General features: G+C 71.0%; 17 protein-coding genes and 1 pseudogene. 6 read left to right on the top strand and 12 right to left on the bottom strand.

Annotation, left to right across the window (positions count from 1 at the left end; translation table 11 throughout):
- The 7 genes and pseudogenes from RMN98_RS06165 to RMN98_RS06135 form a co-directional block, all read right to left on the bottom strand.
- A pseudogene (locus RMN98_RS06165) lies at window positions 1-399 on the bottom strand (deaminase); the annotation flags it as partial.
- 89 nt (window positions 400-488) lie between these two features.
- Entirely contained in the window at window positions 489-1,094 is a 606-nt protein-coding gene (locus tag RMN98_RS06160; RefSeq protein WP_309647926.1) for a response regulator transcription factor, read from the bottom strand.
- Complete coding sequence (locus RMN98_RS06155; RefSeq protein WP_309647925.1) at window positions 1,091-2,122, bottom strand: sensor histidine kinase; 1,032 nt, start codon at window positions 2,120-2,122, stop codon at window positions 1,091-1,093. The genes RMN98_RS06160 and RMN98_RS06155 overlap by 4 nt, the downstream gene beginning before the upstream one ends.
- Window positions 2,119-2,880, bottom strand: a complete 762-nt coding sequence (locus tag RMN98_RS06150) for an ABC transporter permease (RefSeq protein ID WP_309647924.1) — start codon at window positions 2,878-2,880, stop codon at window positions 2,119-2,121. Before RMN98_RS06150 ends, RMN98_RS06155 begins: the two co-directional genes overlap by 4 nt.
- Window positions 2,877-3,734, bottom strand: coding sequence for an ABC transporter ATP-binding protein (locus RMN98_RS06145; RefSeq protein WP_309647923.1), 858 nt, complete (start codon window positions 3,732-3,734; stop codon window positions 2,877-2,879). Before RMN98_RS06145 ends, RMN98_RS06150 begins: the two co-directional genes overlap by 4 nt.
- Window positions 3,735-3,779: 45 nt before the next feature.
- Window positions 3,780-6,029 (bottom strand): aminotransferase class III-fold pyridoxal phosphate-dependent enzyme, encoded by a 2,250-nt coding sequence (locus RMN98_RS06140; RefSeq protein WP_309647922.1) that lies wholly within the window; start codon window positions 6,027-6,029, stop codon window positions 3,780-3,782.
- Between the two features lie 33 nt (window positions 6,030-6,062).
- Window positions 6,063-6,359, bottom strand: a complete 297-nt coding sequence (locus RMN98_RS06135; RefSeq protein ID WP_309647921.1) for a DUF4193 domain-containing protein — start codon at window positions 6,357-6,359, stop codon at window positions 6,063-6,065.
- Between the two features lie 187 nt (window positions 6,360-6,546).
- On the opposite strand from RMN98_RS06135, the gene RMN98_RS06130 reads away from it, so the two are divergent.
- The gene (locus RMN98_RS06130) at window positions 6,547-7,038 is read left to right on the top strand and encodes an HNH endonuclease signature motif containing protein (RefSeq protein ID WP_309647920.1); all 492 of its coding nucleotides are present in this window, start codon (window positions 6,547-6,549) and stop codon (window positions 7,036-7,038) included.
- Window positions 7,039-7,057: 19 nt separating this feature from the next.
- A complete protein-coding gene (locus RMN98_RS06125) occupies window positions 7,058-7,471 on the top strand; it encodes an NUDIX domain-containing protein (RefSeq protein WP_309647919.1) in 414 nt (137 codons plus the stop codon).
- Window positions 7,472-7,479: 8 nt separating this feature from the next.
- Here the strand turns inward: RMN98_RS06125 and msrB are convergent, their stop codons facing one another.
- Window positions 7,480-7,899, bottom strand: a complete 420-nt coding sequence (gene msrB / locus RMN98_RS06120) for a peptide-methionine (R)-S-oxide reductase MsrB (RefSeq protein ID WP_309647918.1) — start codon at window positions 7,897-7,899, stop codon at window positions 7,480-7,482.
- A gap of 232 nt (window positions 7,900-8,131) precedes the next feature.
- Between msrB and RMN98_RS06115 the strand changes: the two genes are divergently transcribed.
- Window positions 8,132-8,365, top strand: coding sequence for a ribbon-helix-helix domain-containing protein (locus RMN98_RS06115; protein WP_309647917.1), 234 nt, complete (start codon window positions 8,132-8,134; stop codon window positions 8,363-8,365).
- Between the two features lie 4 nt (window positions 8,366-8,369).
- Complete coding sequence (locus RMN98_RS06110) at window positions 8,370-8,684, top strand: type II toxin-antitoxin system PemK/MazF family toxin (RefSeq protein WP_309647916.1); 315 nt, start codon at window positions 8,370-8,372, stop codon at window positions 8,682-8,684.
- Between the two features lie 46 nt (window positions 8,685-8,730).
- On the opposite strand, the gene RMN98_RS06105 is transcribed toward RMN98_RS06110, so the two are convergent.
- Both RMN98_RS06105 and RMN98_RS06100 read right to left on the bottom strand, forming a co-directional pair.
- Window positions 8,731-9,753 (bottom strand): hypothetical protein, encoded by a 1,023-nt coding sequence (locus tag RMN98_RS06105; RefSeq protein WP_309647915.1) that lies wholly within the window; start codon window positions 9,751-9,753, stop codon window positions 8,731-8,733.
- Window positions 9,754-9,866: 113 nt separating this feature from the next.
- Window positions 9,867-10,367, bottom strand: a complete 501-nt coding sequence (locus RMN98_RS06100) for a SigE family RNA polymerase sigma factor (RefSeq protein WP_309647914.1) — start codon at window positions 10,365-10,367, stop codon at window positions 9,867-9,869.
- A gap of 100 nt (window positions 10,368-10,467) precedes the next feature.
- Between RMN98_RS06100 and RMN98_RS06095 the strand changes: the two genes are divergently transcribed.
- Entirely contained in the window at window positions 10,468-11,004 is a 537-nt protein-coding gene (locus tag RMN98_RS06095; RefSeq protein ID WP_309647913.1) for an alpha/beta hydrolase, read from the top strand.
- A 133-nt stretch (window positions 11,005-11,137) separates the two neighbouring features.
- Here the strand turns inward: RMN98_RS06095 and RMN98_RS06090 are convergent, their stop codons facing one another.
- Together RMN98_RS06090 and RMN98_RS06085 are read right to left on the bottom strand one after the other, a co-directional pair.
- Entirely contained in the window at window positions 11,138-11,503 is a 366-nt protein-coding gene (locus RMN98_RS06090; RefSeq protein ID WP_309647912.1) for a hypothetical protein, read from the bottom strand.
- Window positions 11,504-11,565: 62 nt separating this feature from the next.
- A complete protein-coding gene (locus RMN98_RS06085; protein ID WP_309647911.1) occupies window positions 11,566-11,895 on the bottom strand; it encodes a hypothetical protein in 330 nt (109 codons plus the stop codon).
- A 150-nt stretch (window positions 11,896-12,045) separates the two neighbouring features.
- On the opposite strand from RMN98_RS06085, the gene RMN98_RS06080 reads away from it, so the two are divergent.
- Window positions 12,046-12,429: hypothetical protein (locus RMN98_RS06080; RefSeq protein WP_309647910.1), on the top strand; the 384-nt coding region annotated here is incomplete at its 3' end.

Raw genomic sequence — 12,429 nt, 5'->3', positions numbered from 1 at the left:
CAGCACCGCCGCGGGGGAGTCGTCGACGAAGTGGAAGGTCGTGTCCGAGAGCGAGTACGACGGCCGTTCGTGGTGGGTCATGACGAAGACCGGGGTGTGGAACGGCGGCTCGTCGCCCCACCAGCCCTTCCACTCCTCGTCTGCCCAGGGGCCACGCAGCGGTGAGAACTTGTTGCGCCCCATGATCTCGGCGCCGATGTTGCGGTGGAAGTCGCGCACGAGGTAGTCCTCCAGTCCGCGACTGCCCCCGGGCCCACCACGGTGGGGCCAGCTGGCCGTCGTCACCGCCCACTGGAAGAGCACGCCCGGGTCGGCGTGGCCGAAGGGCGTCTCGAGGCTCTGGCCCTCGCCGGCGCCGAAGCCGTCGCTCGACACCATGAAGTTGTGCACCCTGACCATCTGCGTCACTGCTGCTCCTCACGAGGGATCGGTCGTCATGTCATCAGACCAGCGCAACGCGTCGAAGTCATCGAGCCAGGTCAGACGGGTCAGATCCAGCCGTGGGACTGCGCGACCCGCGCCGCCTCGGCCCGCGTCGACGCGCCGGTCTTGCCGATCGCCGCCGAGAGATGGTTGCGCACGGTGCCGAGGGAGAGGTGGGCGCGGGCGGCGATCACGGCGACGGGTGACCCGTCGATCGCGAGCAGCAGGATCTCCGCCTCCCGGGCGGTCAGCGGCGAGGGGCCGGCCATCAGCGACTCCATCGCCAGGCTCGGGTCGACGACGCGCAGCCCGGCGTGCACGCGTCGTACGGCGTCGGCCAGCTCGCGGGCGGGCGTGTCCTTGATCAGGAAGCCGGCGGCGCCGGCGTCGAGCGCGCGGCGCACGTAGCCCGGGCGCCCGAAGGTGGTCACGATCAGCGTCCTCACCTGGGGCAGGTCGGTGCGCAGCTGCTCGGCCACCTCGAGGCCCGTGAGGCCGGGCATCTCGATGTCGAGCAGGCACACCTCCGCCTGCGACGAGCGGGCCGCGTCCAGCACCTCGTCGCCACGACCGACCTGCGCGACGACGTCGAGGTCGGTCTCGAGGTCGAGCAGGGCCGCGAGCGCGCCACGCACGAGCGCCTGGTCGTCGGCCAGCAGCACGCGGATCATGGCAGGACCACCTCCACGCGTGTCCCACGCTCGCCGGAGAGCTGCAGCGTGCCACCAGCGGCGGACACGCGCTCGCGCATCCCGCGCAGCCCGTTGCCGTCAGAGCCCGACGACAACCCCGCCCCGTCGTCGGCCACCACCAGCCCGGTGGCGGACAGCTCGATCGAGACGGTCGACGCGCCGGCGTGCCGGACCACGTTGGTGACCGACTCCCGCAGCACCCACGCCAGCAGGGTGCGGTGCCGCGGGTCGGTGTCGGCCAGCGTGCCGACCTGCTGGGTCACGATGTCGACGTCGGCGAGCACGCGCCGCGCGGCGGCCAGCTCGGCCTCGAGGTTGGCGGCCCGCAGCCCGCCGACGGTCGAGCGGACCTCGGCGAGCGCCTGCCGGGCGGTCTCCTGGATCGACTCGAGCTCGGTGCGGGCCCGGGCGGGGTCGACGTCGATGAGGCGGGCCGCGAGCTCGGCCTTGATCGAGAGCACCGTGAGGGAGTGACCGAGCACGTCGTGCACGTCGCGGGCCACCCGGTCGCGCTCGGCGACCAGCGCCAGCTCCGAGCGCGCTTCCTCCGACCGGGCGTCGAGCCCCATGAAGACCCGCATCGCGGTGCAGAAGCCGATGATCGGCCACACCATCAGGAAGAAGAACACCGGGAAGTCGCCGCCGATGAGGGACAGCAGCGGCAGCAGGGCGCTGACTGCCGTGGTGCCCTTCCACCACGGCGCCGGCACCATCAGCGCGGAGAACGCCCCGAGATAGGGCGTGAGCCCGATGGCCTCGATGCCGATCACCGGCATCGTCGCCGCGATGAGCAGGATCATGACGCACCAGATCGCCAGCGCGTGCTCGCTCCAGAGGCTCCACCCCAGCAGGTAGATCACGGCGTAGGCCGCGATCAGCGCCAGGACCAGCGCCTTGACCGGGTCGGAGGCGTCGGCCTGGACGGTCTCGAGGACGGGATAGGTCAGGAAGACCAGCCACAGCGCGGCGACGGCCCAGCCCCACTGCTCCCAGGGCGAGCGGGTCACACCCGCTCCCGGCGTCGGCGCAGCCCCCACACCGCCAGCGCCGCGAAGATCACCGTCCACGCGCACACGTTAGCGAGCAACAGCCACACCGGGTCGTGCCCGGCGTCCATCGGCAGGTAGCCCTCCGAGACGGGATAGCGGGCCAGGCCGGCGTAGCCGTAGAGCGGGGTGAAGCGACCGATCTCCAACATCAGCCCGTCCATGGGCGTGAAGACGTTGCCGAGGAAGCTCAGGATCACGATCAGCCCTGACGCGATGCTGGCGGCGTTCTCGCCCTTGAAGACCAGGCAGATCGCCAGGCCGTAGACGGCGAACAACGCGGAGCCGAGCCACGCGATGCCCGCGCTGGCCAGCCAGTCGACGGCGTTGCCCGACGAGCCAGTGGCCGCGCCGATGACATAGATCAGCGCGATCGGCACGGCCGCGACCGCCATGGCCACCGCGGTCTTGATGGCGACGAAGGCCAGCGGCGACAGGGGGGTCAGCGCGAGCTGACGGCCCCACCCCATCGTCTGCTCGGTGGCCGCGGCGCCGGCGACGGTCGTGGTGGCCGTGACGGCGCCGTACGCCGCCATGGAGACCATGACGTACATCGCGACGTTGGCGCTGCCGTAGGACTCGTCGTCGCCCATCCCGAAGACGAAGAAGAGGAACGCCGGCAGCGCCACGATGAAGAACATGCCGACCTTGTCGCGCAGCTGGCGCCTGAGGTCGAGACCGGCGTAGGCCAGGGTGTCGGGGCTCGCGAGGGTGCTCATCGCACGGCCTCCTCGCCGGTGAGGGCGAGGAACGCAGCCTCGAGGCTGGCGCTGGAGACCTCGAGGTCGGTGATGCCGAGCGGCGCGAGCGCCCGGCGCACGTCGGCCAGCCAGGTCTCCTCGATGCCGTGGACGCCGACGACCTGAGCGGGTGGGTGGAGGGTCATGGTCTGCCCGCCGTACGCCGCCCGGACCTGCGCCGTGGGGCCGTCGGCCCGGATCCGGCCGCGCGCCATCAGCACGGTGCGGTCGGCGAACGCATCGGCCTCGGCGAGGTAGTGGGTCGCGAAGACGATCGTGCGACCGTCGGCGGCGTCGGCGCGCATCGTGTCCCAGAACTGCTGGCGGGCGCCGACGTCCATGCCGGTCGTGGGCTCGTCGAGGATCACCAGGTCGGGGTCGGGCACGAGCGCAAGGGCAAACTTCAGCCGCTGCTGCTCACCGCCCGAGCAGGCCTTGACCAGCCGGCCGGCGAGCGGCCCCAGGCCGGCCCGCTCGATGACGACGTCGACCCGCTCGGGCCGGCCGTGGAGGGCGGCGATCGCGCGGATCGTCTCGCGCACGGTGAAGTCGGGCAGCAGGCCACCGGTCTGCATGACGGCCGAGACCCGGCCGTCGACGACCGCGCGGTGCGGCGACTCGCCATAGACCTCGATCGTCCCGCTGGTCGGCGAGGTGAGGCCGAGGAACATGTCGACGGTGGTGGTCTTGCCGGCGCCGTTGGGGCCGAGGAAGGCGACGATCTCGCCGGAGCCGATGCTCAGGTCGATGCCGTCGACCGCGGTGACGGTCTCGCCGCCCTCGCCGCGGAAGACCTTCGTCAGGCCCGTGGCCCGGAGTGCTGGTGTGGTCATGGCTCCACCCTCCGCCGCCACGCGCCGCGAGGAGCGGGGGAGTTGTCACGACCTGGGCATGACACCTGTCATGGCTGAGGCCAGCCGGTCGACGTGCTCGTCGGCGAAGACCAGGGGCGGCCGGATCTTCAGCGAGGCGCGGTCGCGGCCGGTGCGCCCGATGAGTACGCCGCCCTCGCGCAGGCCCTCCACGATCCGGCCGGCCCGCTCGGCGCTCGGCCGCCCGGTGTCGGGGTCGACGACGTCGACGGCGAGGGCCAGTCCCCAGCCGCGCACGGCGGCGATGTCGTCACGCTGGGCGGCGACCTGGCGCAGGGCGTCGAGCAGCGTGGCTCCGACGCGTCCCGCGTGCGCGACGAGGCCGTGGTCCTCGATGGTGCGCAGGACCGCGAGCGCCGCAGCGCAGGCGGCGGTGCTGCCCCCGAAGGTGCTGAAGTAGTCGGTGCCCCGCACGAACGGGTCGACCAGCGCGGCCGGGCCGATCACGGCGGCGACCGGATAGCCGTTGCCCATCGGCTTGCCGAGGGTCACCAGGTCGGCCGGCACGTCGCCGGCGACGAAGCTCCACAGGTGCTGCCCGGTGCGGCCGTGACCCGCTTGCACCTCGTCGGCGACGTAGAGCCCACCGGCGCGGTGCACCGCCTCCGCCGCGGCCCGGGTCCACGCGTGGGCGGGTCCGTGCACGCCGTCGCTGGTGAAGACACCGTCGACCAGCATCGCCGCGACGCCGTGGCCCGAGGCGATCAGGCTGCTGATCGCCGCGTCGATCTGGAGGTCTCCTGCCAGGGGCGGTGGCACCAGCCGCATGTGCTCGGGCGCGGCTGCGCCGTGCCAGCTCTCGGGGGAGAAGGCGTAGGTCGCCTCGGTGACCCCGTGGTAGGCCCACTCGGTGGCGATGCCGCCCGACGCGCCGGTGGCGTGCTGGGCGATCCGCCAGGCGAGGTCGTTGGCCTCGCTGCCGGAGTTGACCAGCAGCACCCGGTCGAAGCGGTCGGGCAGGGTCGCCAGCAGTCGCTCGGCGAGCTCGACCGGCGCGTCCTGGAGGTAGCGGCTGTTGGTGTTGAGCGTCGCGAGCTGGGCCCCCACCGCCGAGGCCACGGCCGGGTGGGAGTGCCCGAGCACCGGCACGTTGTTGTAGGCGTCGAGGTAGCGCCGGCCGTCCGCGGCCTCGAGCACCACGCCGTCTCCGCGCACGAGGTGCAGCGGCTGGTCATAGCTGAGCTCCTGGCCGCCGAAGGAGGTCGTGCGGGCCTCGAGCAACGTCGCGGTGGAGCGGCCGGCCCGGCGTCGTACGACGAAGGTGTCGCCGAGGCTGTCCAGCCCGGCGCTGAGCATCACCTCGAGCAGGGCGTAGGCCTCGTCGTCGATCTCCGGCGCCGACCCCTGCCCGCGGGTGCGCCAGGCGGTGATGAGGACCGTCGCGGCACAGCGACCGGCCATCAGGTCGGCCACCAGCGCGCGCTCGTCGGCCTCGAGCGGGGTGACGGCGTCATAGCCCGCGACGATCTCCTGCGCTGCCTCGATCCCGTCGGTGCGGCCGCTGACCAGGTCGGCCACCGTGACGGCGAGGTCGCAGACGAGCGCGGTGTGGGTCATGTCGCCGAAGTCGGTGATGCCGGTCAGCGCCAGGTCGTCGTCGACCAGGACGTTGGTCGGCGCCAGGTCGTTGTGCACCACCTGCGCGCGCAGGCGTGGGAGCACCGGCGCGACCCGCTCGTCGAAGCGGTCGAGCACCATCTCGATCGCGGCCCGTCGGTCGGCCGCGACCGCGGGGAGCCAGGACCGCAGCTGCGGCAGCCGCTTGATGTCCCAGACGAGCGGCTGGGTCGCGGCCGGGTGGGCGAAGCCGCGCAGCCCGCGCCCGAGCCGGGCGCTCGCGCGCCCCCACTCACGCAGCCGCGCGTCGTCGAGCTCCGCCGGCTCGGGGTGCCGGCCCGCGAGCCAGGTGTGCACCCACGCGAGCGAGACCCGCCCGTCCCGCCCGGTCAGCGGCACCCACGGGAGTCCGTCCAGCGTGCGTACGACGCCGGGCACCGGCAGCTCCGGAGCCACCGCCCGCAGGTGGTCCAGCGCCGAGCGCTGGAGGTCGAGCACGGCCTCGGGATCGGCCGGGTTGTGCACCTTGAGCAGGTGCTGCGCCGATCCGGAGTCGAGTCGGAAGTTGCAGTCGCGCTCCCCGTGCAGCGCGGTCAGGTCGCCGTCGAGGCCCCACGCCTCCCGCACCGACGCGCGCAGCCCGTCGAGGTCGAGGTCGGGTCCCGGCACGGACAGCGGGTCGGGGGGCGTCGAGCTCACCGGGTCATTGTGCTCCCGCGGGAGCGCCGAGTGTCAGTCGCAGTCGTTGCAGATCATGGAGCCGGGCGCCGAGCGCCGCGAGGTGTGCTGGACCAGGAAGCAGGACTGGCAGACGAACTCGTCGGCCTGCTCCGGGGTGACCTCGATGGAGAGAGTCTCGCTCGAGAGGTCGGCTCCGGGGAGCTCGTAGGACTCGGCCAGCTCGGTCTCGTCGACGTCCACCTGACCCGAGGTCTTGTCCTGCTCGCCCGAGGTCAGCCGACGCGCCTCCAGGCTCTCTTCCTTCTGCTCGTCCTCGGTCTTGCGTGATGCGTCGTAGTCGGTGGCCATGCGTCGTTCCTCTCGGTGCGGAGGCCGCATGCTAGCGCCGTCCGGCGTCGGGGCTTGCAACGAGGAGTGGCCCTGGGGTGGTGATGCTCGTCATGTGTCCTGACAAACGGCTCTCCGTGGTGTAGGAGGACGTAGGAATCGCAGTGAAACGAGCCCGCCGAGCGCCGGTCGAGGAGAGACTGGCGCCATGTTCGACGAGGTCCTGCGTTCTCTGCTTCAGCAGCTCATGCCGCTGCTCCCGGTCCTCGGCCCGATCGCGGTCATGGTGGTCGTCCTCGCCGTGCCGATGCCCGGCCGAGGCCCCCGGCTCCTCCAGAGCCGCGACACGTGGCGTGGCTTCAAGTACGCCGCCCGCCGCACCGTCTTCGAGCGGGCCGGCGGCCGCTGCGAGGCAGCTGCCTTCATCGCGTGGGGGAGATGTCGGGCGCCGGCGAGCGAGGCCGACCACGTCTTCCCCTGGTCGCGCCGCGGACCGACCGTGGTCAGCAACGGGCAGGCGCTGTGCCGCGCGCACAACCGCTCGAAGTCGAACATGCGGCCGCCGTGGTGGTACGTCCGCTGCCTGGAGCGTCGTCGCGCTGCCTACTTCCCGGCCGGCGCGAGCGTGCGCGTCCTGGCGCGGATGAGTGAGGAGGACCGAGCGGCGCGGGCGGCGACGCCGCGTCGTGCACGTCGCTGAGCGCAGCTACGGTGCGGTCATGGTCGACCGGGTCGAGATCGCCGTCGCTGCCCTGGTGCGCGACGGTCGCGTGCTCCTGGCGCACCGCCATCTGTCCCGCACGGCCTATCCCGACTGCTGGGACCTCGTCGGTGGCCACGTCGAGCCGGGCGAGCTGCCCGAGCAGGCCGTCGTGCGTGAGTGCCTCGAGGAGCTCGGCGTCCACGTCCGCGACCCGCGACCCCTGGCGATGCCGGTCGTGGACCCTGCCCTCGACCTGCACGCGTTCGTCGTCACCCGCTGGGACGGCGAGCCGGTCAACGCCGCTCCCGACGAGCACGACGACCTCCGGTGGTTCCGGCCGGACGAGCTGGCTGGTCTGCGGATGGCCCACCCGGCTGGTCTTGCCTGCATCGTGGACGCCGTCGACGGCGCCACCACCCAGCGGGGATGACCTGCGGGTTAGTCCTCGTCGAACGTGAGCGCAGCGCCGTTGATGCACCAGCGCTGACCGGTGGGTGCGGGACCATCACCGAAGACGTGACCCAGGTGGCCGCCACAGCTGGCGCAGGTGGCCTGGCGGCGCGGGAACAGCAGCGTGAAGTCAGTGCGCGTGAGCGCAGCGTCGGGCGCTGCGGTGTCCGAGAAGCTGGGCCACCCCGACCCGGAGTCGAACTGGTCCTCCGAGCGGAACAGCTCGGCAGCGCAGCCCGCGCACCGATAGACGCCGTCCGCTTCGGACGGGTGCTCGAACTCGCTGGTCCCGGGCGCTTCGGTGCCCGCCCGGCGGAGCACGCGGTAGGCCTCAGGTCCCAGGCTCGCCCGCCACTCGGCGTCCGTGCGCACCACCTGCGGCTCGGGTCGGCGGCTGCGCTTGAACATGTCGCCAGCCTAGGTGCTCTCCCATGACCGCTCACGATCGAGAGCGCGATTCGTGCAGATGCGGGGCGCGACGGACACCGAGTTCCTCTATGCCCTCGAGAGGTCGGGCGATCACGTGTCCAGGACCGTCCCCACGTTGTCTGGGTGCGCCCCCACGTCGAGACCCGTGCACTGACGTCGAGGCCTGCGCTCGACGCATCCCAAAGTGGGATGCGTCGGGTAAGATGCTCACATGAGCACGCAGATCGCTGTCCGTCTCCCCGACGAGATGGTGGCTTTCCTCGATCGAGGCGTCGCCGCCGGCAAGGCAACAAGTCGTGCAGCGCTTGTCGCAGCGGCGCTGGAGCGTGAGATGCGTCGACAAGCCGCCGAGCACGACGCAGACGTTCTGCGCGAGCACGGCAGCGCCGACGACCTGGACGACCTGGTGACGTGGAGCAGCACCCACCTCGACGTCGAGGACTGACTCGGTGCGCGAGATCTGCTTGGTGCGTCTCGACAAGACCCGGCCGGCCCTGGTCCTGACCCGACAGGTGGCGCGGGCCGCGATGACCAAGGTGACCGTCGCCCCCATCACCACCACCGTCAAGGGTTTGTCCAGCGAGGTCCGGGTGGGGTCTGACAACGGGCTCGATCACGACGGTGTGGTCGCCCTCGACAACGTCGTCACTGTCCCGGTCGACCTGCTCGGGCGCACCGTCGGCTACCTCAGCACACAACAAGAGTCTGAGCTGGCACGAGCTGTCGTCCTGGCCTACGACCTCGAGCTGCCTCTCCTTGGTTGACACAGGCTCGAAGGTGGCTCTCGACCGACTCTGACCCGGGCGCTGGTCAGGGCAGGCTGACCCGGACGCACGAGGCTGGGTCCGGTCGGCACCGGACGAGCGCCTCGTCCCCGCCGTCCTCGGTCACCACGAGGGCGAGGAGCCGGTCGTCGCTCTCCCATCGGAACCCCGGGGCGACGAAGAGCCACCCCTCGGGCGGCGTCAGCACGCCGCTCGCAGAGCCGTCGACCTGTTGCACCCGCAGGGTGCGGGCCGCTGAGGCCTCACCGCCCACGGTGCCCGGGGGCACGTAGGCGAGCCACTGCTCGCTGGCTTCGAGGACGTCATGGGTCGGCACGGCACCGAGTGGAGTGAGGGTGCCGTCCTCGGCGAGGCGGGCGAGGTAGGGCTCCCCCTGGGTGCCGTCGACGGCGTCGTAGTCGCCCTCGTTGACGAGCAGTCCGGCGCCTGTGTTGCCGATGACCACCTGACCCGGTGCGGTCTGCGCGAGGTCGATGGTCTCCGCGTCGATGAGGGGGCGCCACAGCCGCTGAAAGCTCGTCCCAGCGACCACCACGAGCCCGGCGTCGGTCACGGCCACCGCGCGAACGGCGGGGTCGAGTCCTGCTCCCGGCAGGTCGACACCACCCAATCCCTCGCCGCCCTCCTCGGTGTCGGCACCGACGAGCAGCGCACCGCCGTCCTCGCTCAGGACCCGCGCCAGGTAGCCAGCGCTCGGTGAGATGACCGGCGGCTGGTACGTCGTGCCTTCGAGCTGCTGCGGGCGGGCGTCGTAGCCCCACCACCAGCTGCCGTCGGAGCGCTGACCGATCCAATGCGTGCCACTGCCTCGGACGTAGTCCCAGCGACCGAGCACGCGCGCCCCCCCGACGTAGAGGGCGCCGGAGACCACCACGGGCGCCTCAGGCGCCGCGCGAGAGACAGAGCCGTCGTCCGAGGTCGTGCTGGGTGCCGGTGCCGGTGCCGGTGAGGGTTCTCCGCGGTCGGGCTCGGCCGACGTGAGCAGGGAGACCACCGTGAGCAGGACGGTGATGGCGACCGCCGCGGCGACCAGCATGGGTGCAGCCACGTGCCAACGCGACTGGGCGGTCGCATGCGGAAGATCCGGCATGGGGGGGACGACGAGGTCTCCCGCGACTCGGTCCAGCTCGCGGCTCAGGGTGCGCTCGATCTCGAAGTCCATCAGTCCTCACTCCCATCGACAGCGTTTCGTAGCTTCGCCAGCGCGTGGTGCGCGGTGGACTTCACGGTGCCGCGCGAGCACCCGAGGGCGTCGGCGATCTCAGCCTCGTTGAGCTGCTCGTAGTAGCGCAGGACGATGACGGCACGCTGTCGCGGCGGGAGGGCGCGAACGTGTGGCCACAGAGCCATCCGCTCCTCGGGGCCCTCAGGCGGTGGGCCGAGCTCCGGCGGGTCCTCGCCGAGCAGCCGCTCGGGTCGACGCCTTTCGGCCCGCTTCGCGGAAAGGAAGGTGTTGGTGAGGATGCGGCGCACGTAGGCGTCGGACGACTCCGCCCGGCTCACCTTCGACCACGCGCCGTGGGCCTTGATGAGTGTCTGCTGCGCGAGGTCCTCAGCATCGGCATGGTTGCCGCTCAGCAGGTAGGCACGGCGGTAGAGCGATGGCCAGATCGCCGCTGCGTACTCCTCGAACGTCGGAACGGCCGCGTGTGCGATCGTCATGGGCGTCACCTCCTCACCCCTACAGACTCCATGTCGGGGCAGCAGGTTGTGCCAGGGGGGACCCCATCCGAGCGTCCGCCAGACCTACCGAAGGAGTGTCGTGGACCGCAGAGCAATCCTCTTCCACGGAACGTCCGCGAATCCCGATGTCGTCTGGCTCCCATGGCTGCGCAGGCGGCTGCTCGAACGCGGCTACGCCGTCGACGTGCCGCACTACCCCGGCCTCAACGTCGAAGACATCGCCACGTTCCTGCCGAAGGTCCTGGCCGACCACACGTTCGACACCAGCACCGTCCTTGTCGGTCACTCAGGCGGCGCAGCCCTCCTGCTCGCGATCTTGGAGCACATCGACACGAGGGTGGACCAGGCCTTCCTGGTGGCGGGCTACTGGACCCAGCCCAACGTCGAGAGCGAACCCGTCCTGCAAGACGAGTACGACTGGGCAGCGATCCGGGCCCATGTCCGCGACCTCTACTTCATCAACTCGCGCGAAGATCCGTATGGATGTGACGACAAGCAGGGACGCGCCATGTTCGAACGGCTCGGCGGCACCCAGATCATCCGCGACGACGGCCACTTCGGAGACATCGACCAGCCGTTCGAGTCCTTCGAGCTTCTCGACAGACTCATCGACTGACCTCGGCCTTGCCGCAGCCACTGCCGGCCGGACAGGTCAGCTCGACAAGGCCACGACCATCTTGGAGGCCTGAAGATGCGCCCGCTCGCGGCGGAGTGCACGGTCTCAGCCCCAGCGCGGGCCGACGGTCGGCTCAGTCCAGTGGGGTGTCGACCCAGCCGATGAACCGGCTGCCAATCCCCGAGATCTCCTCACGACGGTTGCCGCGGAGCAGAGGCGGCAGATCGGAGGACGGATGGTGGTCGCAGCTGATGAAGGTGAATGTCGGCCACCATTTCTTCGGCCGAGCTCTCTCGGCAGACCCGCAGACACTGCAGACCAGATCGACCCACACCGGCTTCGTGCCGGTCCGATTGGCACGGGACTGGACCAGCCACGGTGGCGGGCTGTCCTCGATCTCACGCAGCTGGGCTTCGGTGAGCGTCGTGGGCAGGCCGTGTCGGGTGGCCATCTCCAAGGGGATGTCCAGGCGTTGGGCAGCGTCGCGGCGGGTGATCATCGTCGCCAACGATAGTCAGTGGGCCGCACTGATCGCGGCTACTCGAAGGGCTGACACCGCTCTCAGCTGACCTTGAGGACGTTGCGCTTCGAGACCCGGCGCGCACGGAGCCGAGCGCCAGCAAGCACCAGGCCGACGCCGACAAGGACGATGACCGCGTTGATCACGCCGTACGCCATGACCTCGCCTGTCGACGCTCGTGCCGGGAATCCCTCGGGGAAGGGCCCGAACGCTGGACGAGAGCTGTGGCCGAGCCACCCCAGCAGGACCGAGGTGTTCTGGAAGCTGAAGAGGTAGGACCCGATGAGCAGGTAGGACAAGATCGCGGTCGACCGCGACGAGACGAAGAAGCCGAGCGGCAGGGCGACGAGCACGGTGTAGATCAGGTTCATCATGATCTCCTGTGAGCGGGTGGTCGGATGATCCAACTGTCCGACCGCACGAGCTCCAGCCGCGTCGGCGTCAGCGCGCAGATGAAGTGCGGATCATCTCTACGTGCTGACCCTGATGCGGTGCCGACCTCACGGTGCGACGATGCGGTGATGGCCCCCGTCGTGAGTCGTGCGTTGGTGGCAGCGGCGACGGTGATGCCCGGCACCGGGGTCGTCCTGGCCCTCTTCTCGCGACACTCCAGCACCGACGACCTGGTGCCCCACGCCTTGGCCCTCGTAGCGGTGGGGATGGGCTGGTGGGTCGTCGTCCGCGTGCCTGACTCCCCCGTAGGGGCGGCGCTGGCGTGGACCAGCGCTGCAGTGTCTCTCGTGGTGATCAACGACGTGCTCGCCGCCTCGGCCTACACATCAACGCCGCTTCCGCTGGCCCCACTGGCCCGTCACGTCTGGGTCGGAGCCTGGCCCGTGAATCTCGCCGGACTCCTTGCTCTGCTCCTGGTGTTCCCAGATGGTCGTCGGCCCGGGCGCTTGTGG

Source organism: Nocardioides sp. (assembly GCF_031397825.1).
Classification (GTDB): Bacteria; Actinomycetota; Actinomycetes; order Propionibacteriales; family Nocardioidaceae; genus Nocardioides.
Note: the sequence above shows the minus strand (reverse complement) of the source record. Positions and strands in the feature narration are given on the sequence as shown.